We start from the raw sequence: 20,833 nt of genomic DNA, 5'->3' as shown, positions 1-20,833 counted from the left end.
CACCAATGGTGGCCACAATGGTGCCCATGTTGGAGACCTCCGCGCGGCTGCTGCGCCTGCTGTCGCTCCTGCAGGCACGTACGGACTGGACCGGCGCCGAACTCGCGGGCCGGCTGGAGGTCGGCCTGCGTACCGTGCGGCGCGACGTCGAACGGCTGCGTGAGCTGGGCTATCCGGTGGACGCCACCCCGGGGGTGGCCGGCGGGTACCGGCTCGGGGTGGGGGCCGCGTTGCCGCCGCTGCTGCTCGACGACGAGGAGGCCGTGGCGGTGGCGATCAGCCTGCGTACGGCCGCGACGGGCAGCGTCGCCGGCCTGGAGGAGGCCGCGGTGCGGGCGCTGGTCAAGCTCCAGCAGCTCCTGCCCTCCCGGCTGCGGCACCGGGTGGAGGCGTTCCGCGCGGCGACCGTGGCGCTGCCCGGAGCGGCCGGTCCGGGGGTCGGCGCCGACCTGCTGACCGCGATCGCCGCCGCGTGCCGCGACCGGCGCGGGGTGCGGCTGCGCTACCGGGGGCGCGACGGCGTCACCGCGCGCGAGGTCGAGCCGCACCGGCTGGTGCACACCCCGCGCCGGTGGTACCTGGTCGCGTGGGACGTGGCCAAGGGGGACTGGCGTACCTTCCGGGTCGACCGGATCGAGCAGCCGCTCGGGCCGCCGGGGGCGCGATTCATGCCGCGCACGCCGCCCGAGGAGGACGCGGCCGCCTACGTCCGGCACGCCATCACCTCGGCGCCGTACACCTACCAGGCCCGCGTCCTCTTCCACGCCCCGCTGGAGGCGGTGGCGCCGCGCACGTCGCCCGGCGCTGGACGGCTGGAGGCCGTGGACGCGCGCACCTGCCTGTTCACGGCGGGATCGAACTCGCTGCGCGAGCTGGCGGTGCACGTGGCGGTGAAGGGGTTCGAATTCGAGGTGCTGGATCCGCCGGAGCTGGTCCCGGTGCTGCGCGAGGTCCGCGACCGCCTCGACCGGGCCGCGACCATGTCGGACCCGGGTTCCGGCTGAAGGGGGTTCGTTTCCGCGAGCACCACAGGGCCTGCGTTGTGGGGGCCGGCGGACCGGGGGCGCGGCCGGAGCGCGGTCCGGCTCCGGCCTCGTGTTCGAACCGCTGGTTGACCACATGATCGAACTTGTGTTCGTGAGATGCTTGACATAGCGCGTCATCGAATTTATGTTCGACACAGTGGGGGTGGGACTCGCGGCCCACCCCCACCATCCGGCTGGAGGTGCCGTCCGCGGCGGCCCCTCCACGCGAACCGAAACGGCCGGACGGGGAGAGGGGAAGCTCCTCGTCCGGCCCGAGCGGGCGCCACCTCCATGGGGCGCCCACCTCACCACATCGGCGGCGGCACCCAGGGGAGGCGCTGCGGCCGGGCGGACGGCCGCCGTCACACGAGGCCGGTGGGGGGCCGTCCGAGCACCGGAACGTCGGGCGATCACGAGCGGAGGGCTGGCACAGGAAGCGCGGCACCCGCGGCACGTCCGGCGTGCCACGGCGAGGGAGCGAGGAAGCGAGCGTCCGTGACCATGACCAGCGGACCACCGGAATTGTCGGTGGCGTCTGCGACCGTGTTATCACCGGCGGTCACCGCCGGAGCCATGACCCCGAGGAGGGTGGCATGACTCGAGAGTCCGGAGAAGGTCCCCGGGTTTCACAGACGGTGCGCGCACACCTCACCGACGCGCATTCCTGCCTTGCGGACGCCGCGGCGGCCCGCACTCCCGCCGAGCGTTACGTCTCGGCCCATCTCGCGGCGCTGCGCGCGGCGGCCGCGATCCTCGCGGCGCTGCCCCGGCCGATGGACGGCCGCAGGCGCCGGCTGCGCAGCGCGTGGGAGCTGCTGCCCGAGGCCGAGCCCAGGCTCGCCCGCTGGGCGGCGTACTTCGCCGAGAGCGCCCGCAAGCGGGCGGCCGCCGAGGCCGGCATGGTCCGCGTGGTGTCGGCGCGCGACGCCGACGAACTGATCACCGAGGCCGACACCTTCGTCGGCGTCGTCGAAGACATCCTGGGCCTCCCCGGCCAGTCCGCCCTCCCCGTGAAGGCCCCCTTGGCAGGCTGACCGCCCCCGTGCCCGGCGAGAGACCGGGTGCCCCACATCGCCGGACGGCCGGGTCCCGGATCCGGCGCGAGCCGGGCGACGACGGGTCGGCCGACCCGGACGGGTGGCGGCCGGCGGTGGGGCGAGCACGGTCTGTTGGCCGAGGTCGCGTCCGGTCGTGCGGTGGAGCCGGTGGGTGCCGACCGCGGCACAGTCGGGATGGCGCCTGAGGTTACTGCTCCTGGCGGGTACGGGCGCTGGTGGGCGCCTGTGCGTCGGTCCGGGCGGGGTGGGTACAGTCGAAAGTGGCCGCCCGTGTGGCCGTCCGGGCGGGCGGTGAGCCACGAACGCCCCCCATGCATTCGCCTGGAGGCGCTGATGGTGCCCTTTCGACACTGATGTCGTGGTCGTGGGCGCGGGTCCGACCGGGCTGCTGCTGGCCGGTGACCTGTGCGCGAGAGGCGTCGGCTGCACGGTCCTCGAACGCGGGGCCCACGGCTCGAACCTGTCCCGGGCGTTCGTCCTGCACGCCCGCTCCCTCGAACAGCTCGACGTCCGCGGCGTCGCCGACGAGCTCATCGCCGGCGGCGTGGTGATCCGCAGAATGCGGCTGTTCGACGATCCGGGTCTCGATCTGTCCCGCCTGCCCTCGCGGTTCCCGTTCGCGGTGTCCACCCCGCAGTACAACACCGAGAACGTGCTGGAGGACCGCGCGGTCGGCCTCGGCGCCGAGATAGTACGGGGGGCCGAGGTCGTGGGGGTGCGCCAGGACGATCAGGGCGTGCTGGTCGACACGCGCGCCGACGGCGCCGCGCGCACGTGGCGGGCGCGCTTCGCCGTCGGCGCCGACGGTGTGCGCAGCACGGTCCGGCAGGCGGTCGGCCTGCCCTTCCCTGGACGGTCGGCCGTCCGGTCGGTGATGCTGGCGGACGTCCGCCTGGCCGAGCCGCCGCCGTGGCCGCTGGCGCTGCACGCCACCGAGGAGGGCTTCTCCTTCATCGCCTCCTACGGGGACGGGTGGTACCGGGTCATCGCCTGGGATCGGCGGCAACCTCCGGGTGACGCGCCGGTGACGCTCGCGGAGGTGGCGGACGTCGTCCGCCGCGCCACGGGCCGCGATTTCGGCATGGGCGACGCGCGCTGGCTGTCGCGCTTCCACAGCGACGAGCGGCAGGTGCCCAGCTACCGCGTGGGCCGGGTGCTGCTGGCGGGCGACGCCGCGCACGTGCACTCCCCGGCGGGCGGGCAGGGCATGAACACCGGCCTTCAGGACGCGGTGAACCTGGCGTGGCGGCTCGCGGCCGAGGTGCAGGGGTGGGCCTCGCCCACGCTGCTCGACGGCTATGACGCCGAGCGCCGCCCGGTCGGGCGGGCGGTCCTGCGGTTCAGCGGCACCCTGCTGAGCCTGGCCTTGGGCTCCAGCCGCCGTACCCGGGCGATCCGAGCGGTCCTGCCGTCCGTCCTTCGCGGCGTGCGGCCGGTCAACGACCGGCTGGCGATGGCCATCTCCGGCCTGGCCGTCGCCTACCCGCCCCCGGAGGGCGTCCCGCGGCCGGCCGGGCGGCGGGCGCCGGACATCCCGCTGGCCGGTGAGCCCGGGCGGCTGTACGAGGCGTTGCGGGGAGGCCGGTTCGTCCTGGCCGTCTCGCCGGACGACCCGGCGTCCGTGGCCGTCCGGCCCGGCGGGCGGGTGGACCGCGTCGCCCCTGAGGAGCGGAGGCGTCCGGCGATGCTGGTGCGGCCGGACGGGTACATCGCGTGGGCCGCCGACAAGGTGCACCCCGGCGCCCGGGCGGTGGGGCTGCGCGCCGCCCTGGCCGCGTGGTGCGGGGAGTCGTCCCCGGCGTCCGTGCGCCGCTCGTTGCGCGCCTGACTCAGGGGCGCGGCAGCCACAGATCGGGCCCGAAGACCTCGTAGTGGATGTCGGAGGCCGGCACTCCACGCGCGAGCAACTGCGAGCGCGCTTCCCGCATGAACGGCATCGGCCCGCACAGGCAGGCGACCACGCCCTCCGGCAGGTCGACGCCGGTGAGATCCACCCGGCCGATCGCCGCCGGCGCCGCCGCGGACCCGGCGGCGCCTCCCGCACGCGCGGCGGTGCCCTGGGCGGTCGTGCGTCCTGTGGGGGCGGCGGCCGGCTGGTCGGCATGACCGGCATGACCGGTGCGGTCGTCCCGGGCACGGCCGCACTCCTGCTCGTACCAGCGGTGCAGAGTGGCGCCGGGCAGGGCGGCGACCAGGTCCAGCAGCTCCGCGCGGTGGGCGTGGTGGGCCGGGGTGCGGTCGGCGTGCGCCACGAGGACCCGGCGGCGCGACCCGGTGGCCGCGAGATGGTCGAGCATGGACAGCATGGGCGTGATCCCGATCCCGGCCGAGGCCAGCAGCAGCGGGCCGTCGCCGTGCGGCAGGGTGAGGTCGCCGAACGGCGCCGAGACCGACAGGACGTCTCCGGCGCGCACGCCGGAGTGGAGCAGGGCGGAGACCTCGCCGTCCGGGGCGCCGTCGCCGCGCGCCCGCTTGACGGTGATGCGCCAGTCGCCCCGCTCCGGCGCGCGCGAGAGGCTGTACTGCCGGATCTGCCGGGCCCCGTCGGGAAGGGGGACGGCGACGCTGATGTACTGTCCCGGCCGGAACGACCTGGCGACCTTCGGCCGCAGCGTGAAGGACACGACCTCCGGGGTCTCGCGGCGCCGGTCGATCACCGTCGCCTTCAGCCACCCCTCGCCCGACTCGCGGTAGAGGACCGCCTCCGAGGCGATGAGCGTGCCGGCCATGAGCCAGTACACCTCGTCCCAGGCCGCCGCGACCTCGGGCGTGATCGCCTTGCCGAGGATGTCGCCGATGGCGGCGAAGAGGTACTTGTGCACCAGGACGTACTGGTCTGCGGTGACGCCCAGTGACGCGTGCTTGTTGGCGATGCGGGCGAGCATGGCGTCCGGGGCGGCGCCGGAGCCGATCAGCGAGGCGGCGTAGCCGGCCAGCGCCCCGGCCAGGGCGGCGCGCTGCTCGCCGTTCGCCTGGTTGCCCCGGTTGAACAGGTCGCGCAGCAGCTCGGGGTTGTCGGCGAACATCGTGTCGTAGAAGCGCGCCGCGATGTCGTCGATGGCGGCGCCGATCGCGGGCAGCGTGGCACGGACGTGCGCGGCCGATTCAAGGGAGAGCACGAGTCCTCCTGAGCAATTAATTGGTATGTGATCTTCATATTTACATGCGGCGGTGACCGCCGCCGTGCGGGCGGCCGGCTTCAGGTGAGCGACAGCAGGACCGGCCCGGTCGGCGAGGTCACCAGGTCGCCTATGGTCAGCGCGTCGAGAGAGGCGTAGAACGCGCGCTGCGCGTCGCGGAGGGCGCCGCGCAACCGGCAGGCGGCCCGTAGCGGGCAAGGGAAGTCACCCTCGCACGCCACGACCTCCTCTTCGCCCTCCAGCTCGCGGACCAGCCATCCCAGCGACGCCGACCGCCCGAACGCGGTCAGTTCCAGGCCGCCGCCGCGACCCCGCCGCGCGTCCACGACCCCGAGATGCCGCAGGCGCGAGATGGCCTTGGCGGTGTGGGTGTAAGGGATCGACATCGCCTCGGCCACCTGCGCGGTGGTGAGGGTGGCCCCCGGCTCCACGACCGCCAGGCGCATGGTGACCCGCAGGGCGAGATCGGTGAACTTCGTCAGTCGCACGCCACGACGCTAACAATTTGGCATGCGCGATGACAATTAAACGGCGGCGAATGTGGGAGACCCCACATCCCGCCCCGTCAGGACGGCGTCCCCGACGGCCCGCCGGCGCGAAGAGGCCTCCAGGCGTAAGCCCGTGCAGGGCGGAGAGCCCGTGCCGAGTGAAGGGCCCGTGCCGAGTGAAGGACCCGTGCAGGGCGAAGGGTCCGTGGAGACGCGAAGAGCCCGCGAGGAGCGGAATGCTCTCGCGGGCTCTTCGGCGCACGGCGGCCGTGGGGCGCCGCCGTATGGCGGCCTCGGCCGCGGGGTCAGAAGGACTCGACCGCGCGGCGTGCCTCGGCGTCCAGCACGCCCCACGTGATGAGCTCCTCGGTGAGCTCGGTGGGGGACTTGTCGTAGATGACCGCGAGGGAGCGCAGGTCCTCCTGGCGGATGGACAGCACCTTGCCGTTGTAGTCGCCGCGCTGGCTCTGGATGGTGGCCGCGTAGCGGGCGAGCGCCCCGGCCTTCTCCTTGGGCAACTGCGCCAGCCGCTCAAGATCGATCACAAGCTTCGGCGTGGGGCCGAGCGGGCTCGGCGCGGAACCGCCCGGGAGCAACTCGGAGACCGGGACGCCGTAGAAGTCGGCCAATTCGGCGAGCTTCTGCACCGTCACGGCGCGGTCACCCCGCTCGTAGGAGCCCACGACGACGGCCTTCCACCTGCCTCGAGACTTCTCTTCGACTCCATGCAGTGATAGCCCCTGCTGGGTGCGGATGGCGCGCAGCCTCGCGCCCAGCGACTTGGCGTAGTCAGACGGCATCGTTTGGCCCCCCGGCTTTCTATGAACGTTCTCACTTATTGTGCGCCTTGCGACGAATGCAACGGCGATCGGGTGGCACCCGGGGAGGCACCATCGGTGACCGACACGTCGTGGTTTACCCGAGAACGTCGCGAGGTGTGGTTACGCACAGTGACGGTAAAGGTGTGGACGTGATTGGTCAAGCTGATTGGAAAAAAGATGCCGAATCCTGTCCGGTTCGGCCCTCCTCCGCTCGGTCCCAAGCGCCACCCCCGCCGCATCCGCCCGCCCGGGGCATGCCTTCGGCCGGCCGGAGGCAGGGATCGCCGGCCCGGCCGGCCGGGCGGCGGGAAGGCCGAGCCGTCCGGCCTCGAGGGTATCCGCCCAGCTTGTGAAGGTGGCCACCCGTTCCGAGCGTCCGGCGGGGGGCTGCTAACGTGGGGCACGCCAAGTCCTTTAAGACCCGTCCTGTGAGGCGGGAAAGGTGGTGACCCTCATGAACGCCGCCCGAAATCAGGCGCGCGACGACGATCCCCGCGTCGACGGGGATCCGGCGCCCGGCGGTGGCCGTCCGGTCGACGGCGAGCGCGCCGTCCTGGAGGCCCCCGACATCAACCGGGCCCTCACCCGCATCGCCCATGAGATCCTCGAGCGCGCCAAGGGCCCCGACGATCTTTTGCTGCTCGGCATCCCGACCAGGGGCACCCTCCTGGCGCGCCGGCTCGCCGACCGCATCGAGCAGGTCGAGGGACGCCCGGTCGCGGCGGGCTCGCTCGACGTGACCATGTACCGCGACGACCTGCGCCTGCGTCCCGCGCGCGCCCTCGGCCGCACCGATCTGCCCAAGGAGGGCGTCGACGGCCGCATCGTGGTCCTGGTCGACGACGTGCTGTTCTCCGGCCGCACCGTGCGGGCCGCGCTGGACGCGCTCAACGACCTCGGCCGCCCGACGGCCGTCCGCCTCGCGGTGCTGGTCGACCGCGGCCACCGCGAGCTGCCCATCCGCGCCGACCACGTCGGCAAGAACCTCCCCACCTCCCGCGCCGAGACCGTCCGGGTGTGCCTGGCCGAGATCGACCAGCGCGACGCGGTCCTGCTGAGAGGGGGCCAGCGATGAGGCGCCGCCCCACCCCTGTCCCCGTCTCGCGCCCTTGCCCGAGAGGAGGCCGGCGATGATGCGCCACCTGCTGTCCACCGCCGACCTGTCGCGCGACGACGCCCTGCTGATCCTCGACACCGCCGAGCAGCTCGCGCAGGTGTCCGGCCGCTCGATCAAGAAGCTGCCGACCCTGCGCGGCCGCACGGTGGTGAACCTCTTCTTCGAGGACTCCACCCGCACCCGCATCTCCTTCGAGGCCGCCGCCAAGCGCCTGTCCGCCGACGTGATCAACTTCTCGGCGAAGGGGTCCAGCGTGTCCAAGGGCGAGAGCCTGAAGGACACCGCGCTCACCCTGCAGGCGATGGGCGCCGACGCCGTGGTCGTGCGCCACGGCGCCTCGGGCGCCCCGCACCGCCTGGCCAACTGGGTCGACGGCAGCGTGGTCAACGCCGGCGACGGCACCCACGAGCACCCGACGCAGGCCCTGCTGGACGCCTTCACGATGCGCAGGCGCCTCGGCGACCTGGTCGGGCGCCGGGTCACCATCGTCGGCGACGTGCTGCACAGCCGGGTCGCCCGATCCAACGTCCACCTGCTGCACACCCTGGGCGCCGAGGTGACGCTGGTCGCGCCGCCGACGCTGCTGCCGGTGGCGATGGGCGAGTGGCCGTGCGAGGTCTCCTACGACTTCGACGCGGTGCTGCCCAAGTCCGACGCGGTCATGATGCTGCGCGTCCAGCACGAGCGGATGAACGCCTCCTACTTCCCCTCGGCCCGCGAGTACAGCCGCCGTTACGGCCTCGACCCCGAGCGCCTCGGCCGCATGCCCGACGGCGCGATCGTCATGCACCCCGGGCCGATGAACCGCGGCATGGAGATCGCCGCCGAGGTCGCCGACTCCGCGCGCTCCACCATCGTCGAGCAGGTCACCAACGGCGTGACCGTGCGCATGGCCGTTCTGTACCTGCTTCTGTCCGGCTCGGAGCCCGCGATCGGGGGAAACCAGTGACCTACCTTCTCAAGGGGGCCCGCGTCCTCGGAGGCGAGCCGAAGGACATCCTGCTCAAAGACGGCTATATCGCCGCCGTCGGCGGTCCCGGCGAGGTGGACGCCCCCGGCGCGGGGCATCTCGACGCGGGCGGGCTGATCGCGCTGCCCGGCCTGGTAGACCTGCACACCCACCTTCGCGAGCCGGGCCGCGAGGACGCCGAGACCGTCGAGTCCGGCACCGCCGCCGCGGCGCTCGGCGGGTACACCGCGGTCCACGCGATGGCCAACACCTCCCCGGTCGCCGACACCGCCGGCGTGGTCGAGCAGGTCTACCGGCTCGGCCAGGAGGCCGGGCACTGCGACGTCCAGCCGGTCGGCGCGGTCACCTCGGGCCTGGCCGGCAAGCAGCTCGCCGAGCTCGGCGCGATGGCCGATAGCGCGGCCCGGGTGCGGGTCTTCTCCGACGACGGGGTGTGCGTCTCCGACGCCGTCCTGATGCGCCGGGCCCTTGAGTACGTCAAGGCGTTCGACGGGGTGGTGGCCCAGCACGCCCAGGAGCCGCGCCTCACCGAGGGCGCGCAGATGAACGAGGGCGCGATCTCGGGGCGCCTCGGCCTGACCGGATGGCCGGCGGTCGCCGAGGAGGCCATCATCGCCCGCGACTGCCTGCTGGCCGCGCACGTCGGCTCCCGGCTGCACATCTGCCACGTCTCGACGGCCGGCTCTGTGGAGATCATCCGCTGGGCGAAGTCCAAGGGCTGGGACGTCACCGCCGAGGTCACCCCGCACCACCTGCTGCTCACCGACGCCTGCGCCGAGGACTCGCCCAACGGCGCCTACAACCCGATCTACAAGGTCAACCCGCCGCTGCGCACCAGGGCCGACGTGGAGGCGCTGCGCGAGGCGCTCGCCGACGGCACCATCGACTGCGTGGCCACCGACCACGCCCCCCACCCGGTCGAGGACAAGGAGACCGAGTGGCCGGCCGCGGCCATGGGCATGATCGGCCTGGAGACCGCCCTGTCGGTGGTCCAGGAGGCCATGGTCGAGACCGGCCTGCTCGACTGGGCGGGCGTCGCCGACCGCATGTCCGCGCGGCCCGCCCGCATCGGCCGGCTGGACGGCCAGGGCGGCCCGCTGAGGCCCGGCACGCCCGCCAACCTCACCCTGTTCGACCCGTCGGTCCGCTGGGCCGTGGACCCGGGCGGGTTCGCCTCCAAGAGCCGCAACACCCCCTACCAGGGCATGACCCTGCCGGGGCGGGTGGTCGCCACGTTCCTGCGCGGCCGCCCCACCGTTCTCGAAGGGAAGCTCACGTGACGCTCGCGACCACCGGCACGGCCGTCCTCGTGCTGGAGGACGGCCGGGTCTTCCACGGCACGCCGTACGGCGCCGAGGGGGAGACATTCGGCGAGATGGTGTTCTCCACCGGCATGACCGGCTACCAGGAGACCCTCACCGACCCCTCCTACCACCGGCAGATCGTGGCGATGACCGCCCCGCACATCGGCAACACCGGCGTCAACGACGAGGACCCGGAGTCCTCCCGCGTCTGGGTCGCCGGGTACGTCGTGCGCGAGCCGGCGCGCGTCGCCTCCAACTGGCGCTCCAAGCGCTCGCTGGACGAAGAGCTGCGCCGGCAGGGCGTCGTCGGCATCGCCATGCCGGGCACGCGCGCGCTCACCCGCCACCTGCGCGAGCGCGGCGCCATGCGCGCCGGGGTGTTCACCGCGCCGTCGGCGCCCGTGGAGGAGCTGGTCGAGCGGGTCAAGGGCAGCCCCTCGATGGTGGGCGCCGACCTGGCCAAGGAGGTCTCCACCGCCGAGCCGTACGTCGTGCCCGCCCACGGCGCCAAGCGGTTCACGGTGGCCGCGGTCGACCTCGGCATCAAGGCGATGACCCCCCACCGCATGGCCGAGCGCGGGTGCGAGGTCCACGTGCTCCCGGCGAGCGCCACGGCCGCCGACATCCTTTCCCTGGACCCCGACGGCGTCTTCCTGTCCAACGGGCCGGGCGACCCCGAGACGGCCGGCTACGCCGTCGAGGCGCTCACCGGCGTCATGGAGGCCGGCCGGCCGGTGTTCGGCATCTGCTTCGGAAACCAGATCCTCGGCCGCGCCCTGGGCCTTGGCACCTACAAGCTGCGGTACGGGCATCGAGGCGTCAACCAGCCCGTCCAGGACCGCCGCACCGGCAAGGTGGACATCTCGGCGCACAACCATGGCTTCGCCGTGCAGGCGCCCCTCGACGGGCCGTTCGAGACCCCCTACGGCCGCGCCGAGGTCAGCCACGTGAACCTCAACGACGGCTGCGTGGAAGGGCTGCGCCTGCTCGACTACCCGGCCTTCAGCGTCCAGTACCACCCCGAGGCCGCGGCGGGCCCGCACGACGCCGCCGGCCTGTTCGACGAGTTCTGCGCCCTGATGGCGCGCCCGGGCACCAAGGAGGGTGGCACGCGTGTCTAAGCGCACCGACATCTCGTCGATCATGGTGATCGGCTCCGGCCCCATCGTGATCGGGCAGGCCTGCGAGTTCGACTACTCGGGCACCCAGGCGTGCCGGGTGCTGCGGGCCGAGGGCTACCGGGTGATCCTCGTCAACAGCAACCCCGCGACGATCATGACCGATCCCGAGTTCGCCGACGCCACCTACGTCGAGCCGATCACCCCTGAGATCGTCGAGCAGATCATCGCCAAGGAGCGCCCCGACGCGCTGCTGCCCACCCTGGGCGGGCAGACCGCGCTCAACACGGCCGTCGCGCTGCACGAGGCCGGGGTGCTCGAGCGCTACGACGTCGAGCTCATCGGCGCCGACATCGACGCCATCCAGGCCGGGGAGAACCGCGAGCTGTTCAAGCAGATCGTCGCCAGGGTCGCCGCCGAGCACGGCCTGAACGCCGAGTCGGCGCGCTCGGCGATCTGCCACACCCTGCAGGAGTGCCTGGACGCCGCGGCCGGGCTCGGCTACCCCGTCGTGGTGCGGCCCAGCTTCACCATGGGCGGCGCCGGCTCGGGGTTCGCCTACGACGAGTCCGACCTTCGCCGCATCGCCGGCGCCGGCCTGGACGCCTCGCCGACCACCGAGGTGCTCCTCGAGGAGTCCATCCTCGGCTGGAAGGAGTACGAGCTGGAGGTCATGCGCGACCGGGCCGACAACGTCGTCATCGTGTGCTCCATCGAGAACATCGACCCGATGGGCGTGCACACCGGCGACAGCGTCACGGTGGCCCCGGCCATGACCCTCACCGACCGCGAGTACCAGAACATGCGCGACGTCGCCATCGCGGTGATCCGCGAGGTCGGCGTCGACACCGGCGGCTGCAACATCCAGTTCGCCGTGGACCCGCGCACCGGGCGCATGATCGTCATCGAGATGAACCCGCGCGTGTCGCGGTCCAGCGCCCTGGCCTCCAAGGCGACCGGCTTCCCGATCGCCAAGATCGCCGCCAAGCTCGCCGTCGGCTACACCCTGGACCAGATTCCGAACGACATCACCCGCGAGACGCCGGCCTCCTTCGAGCCCTCCCTGGACTACGTCGTGGTCAAGGTGCCGCGCTTCGCCTTCGAGAAGTTCGCCGGGGCCGACCAGACCCTCACCACCCACATGAAGTCGGTCGGCGAGGCCATGGCCATCGGCCGGTCCTTCCCCGAGGCGCTCCAGAAGGCCCTCAGGTCGCTGGAGAAGAAGGGCTCGTCCTTCTCCTGGACGGGCGACCCCGGAGACAAGGACGAACTGCTCGCCGCCTGCCGCAAGCCGCACGACGGGCGGCTGCGCACCATGCAGCAGGCGATCAGGGCCGGGGCGACCCTGGAGGAGCTGTACGAGGCCACCAGTGTCGACCCGTGGTTCCTGGACCAGCTCTTTCTCATCGACGAGGAGGCCCGCGAGCTCGGCCGCGGCGAGCCGACCGCCGCCGCCCTCACCCGCGCCAAGCGGCACGGCTTCAGCGACGCGCAGATCGCCGAGATCCGCGGCATGGCCGAGCCCGAGGTGCGCGCGCTGCGCCACGGCCTCGGCGTGCGGCCGGTGTACAACACCGTCGACACCTGCGCCGCCGAGTTCGCCGCCAAGACCCCCTACCTCTACTCGACCTACGACGAGGAGACCGAGGTCCCCGGCGGCGACCGGCCCAAGGTCATCATCCTGGGCAGCGGCCCGAACCGCATCGGCCAGGGCATCGAGTTCGACTACGCCTGCGTCCACGCCTCGTTCGAGCTGTCGAAGGCGGGGTACGAGACCGTGATGGTCAACTGCAACCCCGAGACCGTCTCGACCGACTACGACACCTCCGACCGGCTGTACTTCGAGCCGCTCACGCTGGAGGACGTCCTTGAGGTCGTGCACGCCGAGCAGCAGGCCGGCCCGGTCGCCGGGGTGATCGTCCAGCTCGGCGGGCAGACCCCGCTCGGGCTGGCGCAGGCGCTCAAGGACGCCGGGGTGCCGGTCGTCGGCACCAGCCCCGAGTCCATCCACCTGGCCGAGGAGCGCGGAGCGTTCGGGCGGGTGCTGGCCGAGGCGGGCCTGCCCGCGCCCAAGCACGGCACCGCGGTCACCGTCGAGGAGGCGCGGGCCATCGCCGGCGAGATCGGCTACCCCGTCCTGGTGCGCCCGTCCTACGTCCTGGGCGGCGCGGGCATGGCCATCGTCTACGACGAGGCCACCCTGAGCGCGTACATGGAGCGGGCCGGCGCCGCCAGCGACCACCCGGTGCTGGTCGACAAGTTCCTCGACGAGGCCATCGAGATCGACGTGGACGCCCTGTTCGACGGCGAGGAGCTCTACCTGGGCGGCGTCATGGAGCACATCGAGGAGGCCGGCATCCACTCCGGCGACTCGGCGTGCGCGCTGCCGCCGATCACCCTTGGCGGGTTCGACATCAAGCGCATCCGCGCCGCCACCGAGGCCATCGCGCGCGGCGTGGGCGTGCGCGGGCTGCTGAACGTCCAGTACGCCATGTCGGCCAACATCCTGTACGTCCTCGAGGCCAACCCGCGGGCGAGCCGCACGGTGCCGTTCGTGTCCAAGGCGACCGCCGTGCCGCTGGCCAAGGCCGCCGCGCGGGTGATGATGGGCGAGACCATCGCCGCGCTGCGCGGCCAGGGCATGCTGCCCGCCGAGGGCGACGGCGGGACGCTCCCGCTGGACGCCCCCATCGCGGTCAAGGAGGCCGTGCTGCCCTTCAACCGCTTCCACGGCGTCGACATCATCCTCGGGCCCGAGATGCGCTCCACGGGCGAGGTCATGGGCATCGACGAGGTGTTCGGCACCGCCTACGCCAAGTCGCAGTCGGCCTCCTATGGGTCGCTGCCGACCAAGGGGCGGGCGTTCGTCTCGGTCGCCAACCGCGACAAGCGGGCGATGATCTTCCCGGTGAAGGCCCTGGCCGACCTGGGGTTCGAGATCCTGGCCACAGAGGGCACCGCCGAGGTGCTGCGCCGCAACGGCGTCCATGCCAAGATCGTGCGAAAGCAGAGCGACGGCGTCGGCACCGACGGTGAGCCCACCATCGTGACCCGCATCCTGGACGGCGAGGTGGACCTCATCGTGAACACCCCCTTCGGCAGCCCCGGGCAGTCGGGGCCGCGCCTGGACGGCTACGACATCCGCACGGCGGCCGTCCTGCGGGGCATCCCGTGCGTCACCACTGTGCAGGGGCTCGGCGCGGCCGTCCAGGGCATCCAGGCGATCGCCGCCGGGTCGGTGGGCGTACGGTCGCTCCAGGAGCACGCCCAGCGGCTGAGGGGCTGACGCCCGGCGGGAGGTGGAGGAGACGGCCGTTACTCCGGTGCAGGTGACCGGCACGGTGCTGACGACGCGCCGCGTGGACGCCTACCACGCCCTGACCGTCGTCGCGCCGGGCATCGCCGAGCGCTTCCGTCCCGGGCACTTCGTCTCCGTGGCCGTCGGCGGCCCGCACACCTCCATGCCGACGCGCCGGGCCTTCTCCGTGCACGACGTCAAGCCCGACTACGGCGGCACCGTCGAGCTGGTGTTCGCCGTGGGCGGGCGGGGCACCGCGTGGCTGGCCGAGCGCAAGGCCAGGGACACCCTGGACCTGGTCGGGCCGCTCGGCCGGCCCTTCCCCGTGCCGCGCGACCCGTGCGCGTGCGTGCTGGTCGGCGGAGAGTACGGCTCGGCGTCGCTGTTCGCGCTGGCCGACACCCTGCAGCAGCGCGGCTGCCGGGTCGACTTCGTGCTCGGCGCCGCCTCGGCCGACCGGGTGTTCGGCGCGCTGCGCGCCCGGCGCATGGGGGAGACCACGACGCTCACCACCGAAGACGGCTCTCTGGGGCTGCGCGGCAGGGTCACCGACGCGCTGCCCTCGGTGATCGCCGACGCGCGGGCCGACGTGGTGTACGCCAGCGGGCCGATGGCCATGCTGCGCGGGGTGACCGCCGTCGCGGTCGAGTTCGACATTCCCGTGCAGGTCAGCGTGGAGGAGGCGATGGCCTGCGGGTACGGCGTCTGCATGACGTGCGTGATCCCGGTCATCGGGGAGGACGGGGTGACCCGCATGGTGCGGTCGTGCGTCGAGGGCCCGGTCTTCCGCGGCGAGCGCGTGCGGTTCGAGGACATCGGCACGATCCCGTTCGACGCCCTCGGAGCCCCCGGGGGACGAGCCCAGGAGGGAGGTGCCCACACCCGAAATGTCAGTTGACATGCGGACGTACCTGGCGCACGTCGAACTGGCCAACCCGATCACCACGGCCGCCGGGTGCGCCGCCTCCGGCGCCGAGCTCTCCCAGTTCTTCGACCTCGCCCGCCTCGGCGCGGTGGTCACCCGCTCGATCACCATGGCGCCCAGGGCCGGGCGGCCCACCCCCCGCATGGCCGAGACGCCCTCCGGCATGCTGAACGCCGTGGGGCTCCAGGGGCCAGGCGTGGAGGTCTTCCTCGAGCGCGAGCTTCCCCGGCTGGTGGAGCGCGGGGCCAGGGCCGTGGTGTCCATCGCCGGCGGCAGCATCGCCGAGTACACCGCGCTCGCGCGCAGGCTCGCCGACGCGCCCGGCGTGGCCGCCGTCGAGGTCAACCTGTCGTGCCCCAACGTCGAGGACCTCGGCCGGGTCTTCGCCCGCGACCCCGCCGCCTCCGCCGAGGTGCTCGCCTCGGTGCGCGCCACCATGCGCTACGACGTCCCCGTCGTGGCCAAGCTCGCCCCGGACGTCGCCGACATCGTCGCCGTCGCCCGCGCCTGCGTGGACGGCGGCGCCGACGCCCTCGCCATGATCAACACCCCTCTCGGCATGAGCATCGACGTCGACACCATGCGCCCCTCGCTCGCCGCCGGCACCGGAGGGCTCTCGGGGCCCGCCATCCGGCCGCTGGCCGTGCGCTGCCTGTGGCAGGTGCACGCCGCGCTGCCCGGCGTGCCCATCGTCGGCATGGGCGGCGTCATGACCGGCAGGGACGCCCTGGAGCTCATCCTGGCCGGCGCCTGCGTCGTCTCGGTGGGCACCGCACTGTTCCACGACCCCTACGCTTGCCTGCGGATTCTGCGGGAGCTGGAAGACCTGCTCAAGGAGCGCGGCTTCGAGCGCCTCGCCGACGCCGTCGGCCTCGCGCACCGACCGCCCGGGGCAGGGCCCCGGCACCGTATCGACCTGGAGGAGAGCTCACTTTGACGTCCGCACCCATCGCCGTCGCCCTGGACGCACCTGATCTGGAGACGGCGGCCCGCTGGGCGGCCCTGGTGACGCCGCACGTGAGCACCGTGAAGGTCGGCCTCGAACTCTACCTGCGCTACGGACCCGACGTGATCGCCTCCGTGCGCGGCGCCTCCGGCGTCCAGATCTTCCTGGACCTGAAGCTCCACGACATCCCGAACACCGTCGCCGGAGCGGCCAAGGCCGTCACGCGCCTCAAGCCGCACATCCTCACCGTCCACGCGGCCGGAGGCGGCACCATGATCCGCGCCGCCGTCGACGCCCTCCCCAACACCGTCATCGCCGCCGTGACGGCCCTGACATCGCTGTCAGAGGCCGATCTGGTGCGCCTGGGGGTCAGGGGCCCGGCGAGCGACGCCGTGCGCCGTCTGGCCGTAGAGGCCGTCGGAGCGGGCGCCCAGGCCCTCGTGTGCTCCCCGCGCGAGGTGGCCGCCGTCCGCGCGGAGGTCGGGCCCGGCATCACGCTCATCACCCCGGGCGTGCGGCCCGCCGGTTCCGACACCCAGGACCAGGCCAGGGTAGCCACCCCCGAGCAGGCCATCGCCGACGGGGCCGACCTTCTGGTGATCGGACGGCCCATCACCGGCTCGCCCGACCCCGGCGCCGCCGCCGCCGGCATCGCCGCGGCCCTCCGGCGCGTCCTCTCGGGTTGAGTCGTGCTCGCTCGGCGGGCTCGGGGCGCCTTTGCGGCGGCGGGCTGTGGTGCTTTGCCTCGCTCCGCTCGGCGGCTCGGGGCGCCCTTGAGGCGGTGTCCTTCGTCGCCGTTCACGAGCGCTCGTCCCTCGCACTCGCTCTCTCCTCCTCAGGACACCGCCGCGCCCCGAGCGGGATCTTGTGGCCGATCCGCCGGCGTCGCTCGGTGGGTACGGGGGCGCGGGGGAGGGGTGCGGGGAGTGGCGGAAAGGATGATCTTTGTAGTGCCGAATGGACTAGCCCGCTGGGTTTCCCGCCGCGTGGGAGGACTAGCCCGCGAGGGGCCAGTACAGGCCGGTTTTGTCGACGCACAGCAATGATGCGAACACGCTGGGTGATGAAATGAATTTCTTGTGGGCAGAAACTGGCCTTGACGTTGCTTGCGAGCCCAAGACCAGCTAGTTTCCCCTCCCGTCCGAGTACATCGACAGAAATTCGAGGTGACCCGGCGTGGCTCTTCCTCCCCTGACCCCCGAGCAGCGCGCCGCAGCCCTGGAGAAGGCTGCCAAGGCCCGCAAGGAGCGTGCCGAGGTCAAGAACCGGCTGAAGCACGGCGCGGTTTCTCTGGCTGAGGTGCTGAAGGATGGTCAGACCGACGACGTCATCGGCAAGATGAAGGTGTCGGCACTTTTGGAGTCGCTCCCCGGCGTGGGCAAGGTCCGCGCCAAGCAGCTCATGGAGCGGCTCGGTATCGCCGAGTCCCGTCGTGTACGGGGCCTCGGCGCCAACCAGCGCGCCGCTCTGGAGCGTGAGTTCGGCGGTGCCGAGAGCTGATCTCGGTTCGCGGAACATGATTTACGGGGGTGTGGTAGTGACCGGTACGTCCTGGCCCGAAGAGGGCGGAGCCCACAAGGCTCCCGTTTTCGGGGGGTACGGGACACGTGACGGTGACTCCATGCCTCCATCCGGGAGTCCGGAGGCGACGATGGTCTCCTCCGGACCGACGGGCAAGCGCCTCACGGTCCTGTCCGGCCCGTCGGGCGTCGGCAAGTCCACGGTCGTCGCCGAGCTTCGGCGGTCCCACCCCGAGGTGTGGCTGTCGGTCTCGGTGACCACCAGGTCTCCCCGGCCCGGTGAGACCCACGGCGTCGAGTACTACTTCGTCGACGGCGCCGAGTTCGACCGCATGGTGGCCGGCGGCGAACTGCTCGAATGGGCGGAGTTCGCCGGCAACCGGTACGGGACGCCCCGCACGCCCGTCGAGCGCAAGCTCGCCGAGGGCGTGCCGACGCTGCTGGAGATCGACCTCCAGGGCGCGCGGCAGGTGCGCGAGTCGATGCCGGAGGCGTTGCTGGTCTTCCTGGCCCCTCCGAGCTGGGAAGAGCTGGAGAGCCGCCTGCGCGGCCGCGGCACCGAGCCCGAGGACGTCATCGAGCGACGCCTGGCGGCGGGCCGGGTCGAGTTGGCCGCCGAGAAGGAGTTCGACCTGTCGCTGGTCAACACGGCGGTCAAGGATGTGTGCGGCCGGCTGGTAGCCTTGCTGAAGTGACGATCGGCCCGGCCTGAGCGAGTCGGCCCCGCCGTTCCCGCCTGGTATCCTCCGAGGCCAAGACCGCAGACTCGAATACGAGTCCAATTTCGACTGAGAGGCCGACGACGTGGCAGGCACTGCCCCGGTTGCCGAAGGCATCACCAACCCGCCGATCGACCAGCTGCTTGAGGTCGTCGACAGCAAGTACAGCCTGGTCATCATGGGCGCGAAGCGGGCGCGCCAGATCAACGCCTACTACTCCCAGCTCGGCGAGGGCCTGCTGGAGTACGTCGGCCCCCTGGTGGAGACCCACGCCCAGGAGAAGCCGCTGTCCATCGCGCTGCGCGAGATCTCCGAGGGGCTGCTGAGCTCCGAGCCCATCGAGGGCTGAGACCTTCCCGAGGCGACCCCGAGCCCGACAGCACTCCGCCCCGGAGACCACGATGGCCAGCCACGACCGCGCCAGGCCGAGAGTCGTTCTCGGCGTCGGCGCGGGCATCGCCGCGTACAAGGCGTGCGAGCTGCTGCGGCTGTTCACAGAGTCGGGGCACGACGTCCGGGTCGTCCCCACGCGCGACGCGCTGCGCTTCGTCGGCGAGCCCACATGGGCGGCCCTGTCCGGCAACCCCGTCACCAGCGAGGTGTGGGAGTCGGTCCACGAGGTGCCGCACGTCCGCATCGGCCAGGGCGCCGATCTGGTGGTGGTCGCCCCGGCGACCGCCGACATCCTGGCCAGGGCGGCCCATGGCCTGGCCGGCGACCTGCTCACCAACACGCTGCTCACCGCGCGATGTCCGGTGGTCTTCGCCCCCGCCATGCACACCGAGATGTGGGAGCACCCCGCCACCCGGGCCAACGTCGCGACGCTGCGTGAGCGCGGCTCGCTGGTCATCCAGCCGGCGGTGGGCCGGCTGACCGGCGCCGACACCGGGCCCGGCCGTCTTCCCGACCCCGAGCAGATCTTCGAGGCCTGCCGGCTCGTGCTGGCCGGGCGTGAGCGCGACCTCGCCGGCCGCCGCGTGGTGGTCTCCGCCGGCGGCACCCGCGAGGCCATCGACCCGGTCCGCTACATCGGCAACCGCTCCTCCGGCCTGCAGGGGTACGCCCTGGCCCGCACGGCGGTGGCGCGCGGGGCCGAGGTGACGCTGGTCGCGGCGAACGTGGCCCTGCCCGACCCGGCGGGGGTCACCGTCCTGCGCGTCGAGTCCGCTCTGGAACTGCGCGCGGCGGTGTTCGAGGCGGCCGCCCGCGCCGACGCGGTGGTCATGGCGGCGGCCGTGGCCGACTTCCGTCCCGCCGAGCGCAGCGGATCCAAGATCAAGAAGACCTCCGCGGGGCCCGAGCCGATCCGGCTGACCGAGAACCCCGACATCCTGGCCGAGCTGTGCGAGCGGCGCGGACAGGGCGGCGAGCCCGCTCCCGAGGTGATCGCCGGCTTCGCCGCGGAGACCGACGACGTGCTGGCCAACGGCCGCGCCAAGCTCGCCCGCAAGGGCTGCGACCTGCTGGTCGTCAACCAGGTGGGGGAGGGGCTGGCCTTCGGCACCCCCGACAACGCGGCGGTCATCCTGGTGGCCGATGGCGAGCCCGTCGAGGTGCCTCGCGCTCCCAAGGAGGTCCTGGCGGACGTCGTCTGGGACCTGGTCGTCCCCCGCCTGAGCTGATCGCGGGCCGCGCCGGGGCGACGATGCGGGCGCTTCGGAGCCACAGATCTCTGACCGTGACCGCAAAACGGGACGAAGGCGCTTGATGGCGGGCGATTCCCGGCGGATACTCCAGATGGATGCCGGACCGGGAGGTCTTGACATGCCGGTGACCGCCGCCATCAGGGGACGCTGTCGCGCTCTGCTGCCGCCGGGCGAGGACATTCACTATGTCTTCCCCGTCACTTTGGTGCGCTCGGGCGGCGTGGCCAACTACATGGTCGTGGTGACCGGCCGTTCGATCACCGTGCTGGCCACCAAGGTGTTCAGCAGATACGAGCCCGCCGCGGTGTGGGCGACCTACCCCCGCCAGACGCGCCTCGGCCCCGTGCGATTCGCTGCCGGTCCCACGATCGAGTTGGGTGGTACGGTTTTCGAGGTCGACGATGAATACGTCGCGGTCGTCGCGGCGGCGGACGCCGAGGCGTTCTCCCCGGGAGACCTCCCGAAGGATCCGCTGCCCGACCTGTGAACGGCGTCGGCCACGCCCACATGCCAGGACGGCAGAGCGGCGCCGCTTCAGGTAGGGCTACACTCGGCGGAGCGCTTCGGCCGTCTCACGCCCAAGCCAACGACGTCAGCAGCCGCTGCATGAGGAGCCACTGAGTTGTCCCGCCGCCTGTTCACTTCCGAGTCGGTCACCGAGGGTCACCCGGACAAGATCGCCGACCAGATCAGCGACGCCATCCTCGACGCCATGCTCAAGGGCGATCCGACGAGCCG

At 72.6% G+C, this 20,833-nt stretch carries 20 protein-coding genes; 17 read left to right on the top strand and 3 right to left on the bottom strand.

Annotation, left to right across the window (positions count from 1 at the left end; translation table 11 throughout):
• Positions 1 to 26: 26 nt before the first annotated feature.
• From ACWEN6_RS14390 to ACWEN6_RS14380, 3 genes are all read left to right on the top strand, one after another.
• Positions 27 to 1,004, top strand: coding sequence for a helix-turn-helix transcriptional regulator (locus ACWEN6_RS14390; RefSeq protein ID WP_452570610.1), 978 nt, complete (start codon positions 27 to 29; stop codon positions 1,002 to 1,004).
• A gap of 614 nt (positions 1,005 to 1,618) precedes the next feature.
• Positions 1,619 to 2,059, top strand: coding sequence for an SAV_6107 family HEPN domain-containing protein (locus tag ACWEN6_RS14385; protein WP_354843225.1), 441 nt, complete (start codon positions 1,619 to 1,621; stop codon positions 2,057 to 2,059).
• 382 nt (positions 2,060 to 2,441) lie between these two features.
• The gene (locus ACWEN6_RS14380; protein ID WP_452570609.1) at positions 2,442 to 3,911 is read left to right on the top strand and encodes an FAD-dependent monooxygenase; all 1,470 of its coding nucleotides are present in this window, start codon (positions 2,442 to 2,444) and stop codon (positions 3,909 to 3,911) included.
• A 1-nt stretch (position 3,912) separates the two neighbouring features.
• On the opposite strand, the gene ACWEN6_RS14375 is transcribed toward ACWEN6_RS14380, so the two are convergent.
• From ACWEN6_RS14375 to bldD, 3 genes are all read right to left on the bottom strand, one after another.
• On the bottom strand, positions 3,913 to 5,202 hold the full coding sequence (locus tag ACWEN6_RS14375; protein WP_452570608.1) for a globin domain-containing protein: 1,290 nt from the start codon (positions 5,200 to 5,202) through the stop codon (positions 3,913 to 3,915).
• Between the two features lie 80 nt (positions 5,203 to 5,282).
• The gene (locus ACWEN6_RS14370) at positions 5,283 to 5,711 is read right to left on the bottom strand and encodes an RrF2 family transcriptional regulator (RefSeq protein ID WP_354843216.1); all 429 of its coding nucleotides are present in this window, start codon (positions 5,709 to 5,711) and stop codon (positions 5,283 to 5,285) included.
• A gap of 305 nt (positions 5,712 to 6,016) precedes the next feature.
• Positions 6,017 to 6,511, bottom strand: a complete 495-nt coding sequence (gene bldD, locus ACWEN6_RS14365; protein WP_279783368.1) for a transcriptional regulator BldD — start codon at positions 6,509 to 6,511, stop codon at positions 6,017 to 6,019.
• Positions 6,512 to 6,986: 475 nt separating this feature from the next.
• Between bldD and pyrR the strand changes: the two genes are divergently transcribed.
• The 14 genes from pyrR to ACWEN6_RS14295 all read left to right on the top strand — a co-directional run.
• Positions 6,987 to 7,607 (top strand): bifunctional pyr operon transcriptional regulator/uracil phosphoribosyltransferase PyrR, encoded by a 621-nt coding sequence (gene pyrR, locus ACWEN6_RS14360; protein WP_354924967.1) that lies wholly within the window; start codon positions 6,987 to 6,989, stop codon positions 7,605 to 7,607.
• Positions 7,608 to 7,665: 58 nt separating this feature from the next.
• Positions 7,666 to 8,598 carry an aspartate carbamoyltransferase catalytic subunit gene (locus tag ACWEN6_RS14355; protein WP_354925107.1) on the top strand — a complete coding sequence of 311 codons (933 nt, stop codon included), beginning with the start codon at positions 7,666 to 7,668 and terminating at the stop codon, positions 8,596 to 8,598.
• Positions 8,595 to 9,899: a dihydroorotase gene (locus ACWEN6_RS14350; RefSeq protein ID WP_452570607.1), complete on the top strand. Its 1,305-nt coding sequence runs from the start codon at positions 8,595 to 8,597 to the stop codon at positions 9,897 to 9,899. Before ACWEN6_RS14355 ends, ACWEN6_RS14350 begins: the two co-directional genes overlap by 4 nt.
• On the top strand, positions 9,896 to 11,044 hold the full coding sequence (gene carA / locus ACWEN6_RS14345; protein WP_452570606.1) for a glutamine-hydrolyzing carbamoyl-phosphate synthase small subunit: 1,149 nt from the start codon (positions 9,896 to 9,898) through the stop codon (positions 11,042 to 11,044). Before ACWEN6_RS14350 ends, carA begins: the two co-directional genes overlap by 4 nt.
• 22 nt (positions 11,045 to 11,066) lie before the next feature.
• Complete coding sequence (gene carB, locus ACWEN6_RS14340) at positions 11,067 to 14,327, top strand: carbamoyl-phosphate synthase large subunit (protein ID WP_452570794.1); 3,261 nt, start codon at positions 11,067 to 11,069, stop codon at positions 14,325 to 14,327.
• Between the two features lie 13 nt (positions 14,328 to 14,340).
• Positions 14,341 to 15,237 (top strand): dihydroorotate dehydrogenase electron transfer subunit, encoded by an 897-nt coding sequence (locus ACWEN6_RS14335; protein WP_452570605.1) that lies wholly within the window; start codon positions 14,341 to 14,343, stop codon positions 15,235 to 15,237.
• The gene (locus ACWEN6_RS14330) at positions 15,227 to 16,201 is read left to right on the top strand and encodes a dihydroorotate dehydrogenase (protein ID WP_354843201.1); all 975 of its coding nucleotides are present in this window, start codon (positions 15,227 to 15,229) and stop codon (positions 16,199 to 16,201) included. Before ACWEN6_RS14335 ends, ACWEN6_RS14330 begins: the two co-directional genes overlap by 11 nt.
• Positions 16,198 to 16,896, top strand: a complete 699-nt coding sequence (gene pyrF / locus ACWEN6_RS14325; protein ID WP_354843198.1) for an orotidine-5'-phosphate decarboxylase — start codon at positions 16,198 to 16,200, stop codon at positions 16,894 to 16,896. The genes ACWEN6_RS14330 and pyrF overlap by 4 nt, the downstream gene beginning before the upstream one ends.
• A 490-nt stretch (positions 16,897 to 17,386) precedes the next feature.
• Positions 17,387 to 17,710 carry an integration host factor, actinobacterial type gene (gene mihF / locus ACWEN6_RS14320; protein ID WP_114031276.1) on the top strand — a complete coding sequence of 108 codons (324 nt, stop codon included), beginning with the start codon at positions 17,387 to 17,389 and terminating at the stop codon, positions 17,708 to 17,710.
• A gap of 121 nt (positions 17,711 to 17,831) precedes the next feature.
• Positions 17,832 to 18,425, top strand: a complete 594-nt coding sequence (gene gmk / locus ACWEN6_RS14315; protein ID WP_452570604.1) for a guanylate kinase — start codon at positions 17,832 to 17,834, stop codon at positions 18,423 to 18,425.
• A gap of 109 nt (positions 18,426 to 18,534) precedes the next feature.
• Complete coding sequence (rpoZ, locus tag ACWEN6_RS14310) at positions 18,535 to 18,798, top strand: DNA-directed RNA polymerase subunit omega (protein WP_189166350.1); 264 nt, start codon at positions 18,535 to 18,537, stop codon at positions 18,796 to 18,798.
• Positions 18,799 to 18,850: 52 nt separating this feature from the next.
• Entirely contained in the window at positions 18,851 to 20,071 is a 1,221-nt protein-coding gene (gene coaBC, locus ACWEN6_RS14305) for a bifunctional phosphopantothenoylcysteine decarboxylase/phosphopantothenate--cysteine ligase CoaBC (protein ID WP_452570603.1), read from the top strand.
• Positions 20,072 to 20,213: 142 nt separating this feature from the next.
• Entirely contained in the window at positions 20,214 to 20,582 is a 369-nt protein-coding gene (locus tag ACWEN6_RS14300; RefSeq protein WP_354843190.1) for a hypothetical protein, read from the top strand.
• 135 nt (positions 20,583 to 20,717) lie between these two features.
• Positions 20,718 to 20,833, top strand: a 116-nt coding sequence (locus tag ACWEN6_RS14295; protein ID WP_354836556.1) for an S-adenosylmethionine synthetase N-terminal domain-containing protein, incomplete at its 3' end; no start/stop codon positions are given.

It is taken from the genome of Sphaerisporangium sp. NPDC004334 (genome assembly GCF_053602655.1).
This window is presented reverse-complemented; position numbering and strand designations above follow the sequence as displayed.

Excerpts from the sequence above, each read along its gene's own strand:
- pyrR (WP_354924967.1), top strand. The coding sequence starts at position 6,987 with ATGAACGCCGCCCGAAATCAGGCGCGCGACGACGATCCCCGCGTCGAC.
- bldD (WP_279783368.1), bottom strand. The coding sequence starts at position 6,511 with ATGCCGTCTGACTACGCCAAGTCGCTGGGCGCGAGGCTGCGCGCCATC.
- ACWEN6_RS14330 (WP_354843201.1), top strand. The coding sequence starts at position 15,227 with ATGTCAGTTGACATGCGGACGTACCTGGCGCACGTCGAACTGGCCAAC.
- ACWEN6_RS14355 (WP_354925107.1), top strand. The coding sequence starts at position 7,666 with ATGCGCCACCTGCTGTCCACCGCCGACCTGTCGCGCGACGACGCCCTG.
- carB (WP_452570794.1), top strand. The coding sequence starts at position 11,067 with ATGGTGATCGGCTCCGGCCCCATCGTGATCGGGCAGGCCTGCGAGTTC.
- ACWEN6_RS14390 (WP_452570610.1), top strand. The coding sequence starts at position 27 with ATGTTGGAGACCTCCGCGCGGCTGCTGCGCCTGCTGTCGCTCCTGCAG.
- gmk (WP_452570604.1), top strand. The coding sequence starts at position 17,832 with ATGCCTCCATCCGGGAGTCCGGAGGCGACGATGGTCTCCTCCGGACCG.
- ACWEN6_RS14300 (WP_354843190.1), top strand. The coding sequence starts at position 20,214 with ATGCCGGTGACCGCCGCCATCAGGGGACGCTGTCGCGCTCTGCTGCCG.
- ACWEN6_RS14385 (WP_354843225.1), top strand. The coding sequence starts at position 1,619 with ATGACTCGAGAGTCCGGAGAAGGTCCCCGGGTTTCACAGACGGTGCGC.
- coaBC (WP_452570603.1), top strand. The coding sequence starts at position 18,851 with ATGGCCAGCCACGACCGCGCCAGGCCGAGAGTCGTTCTCGGCGTCGGC.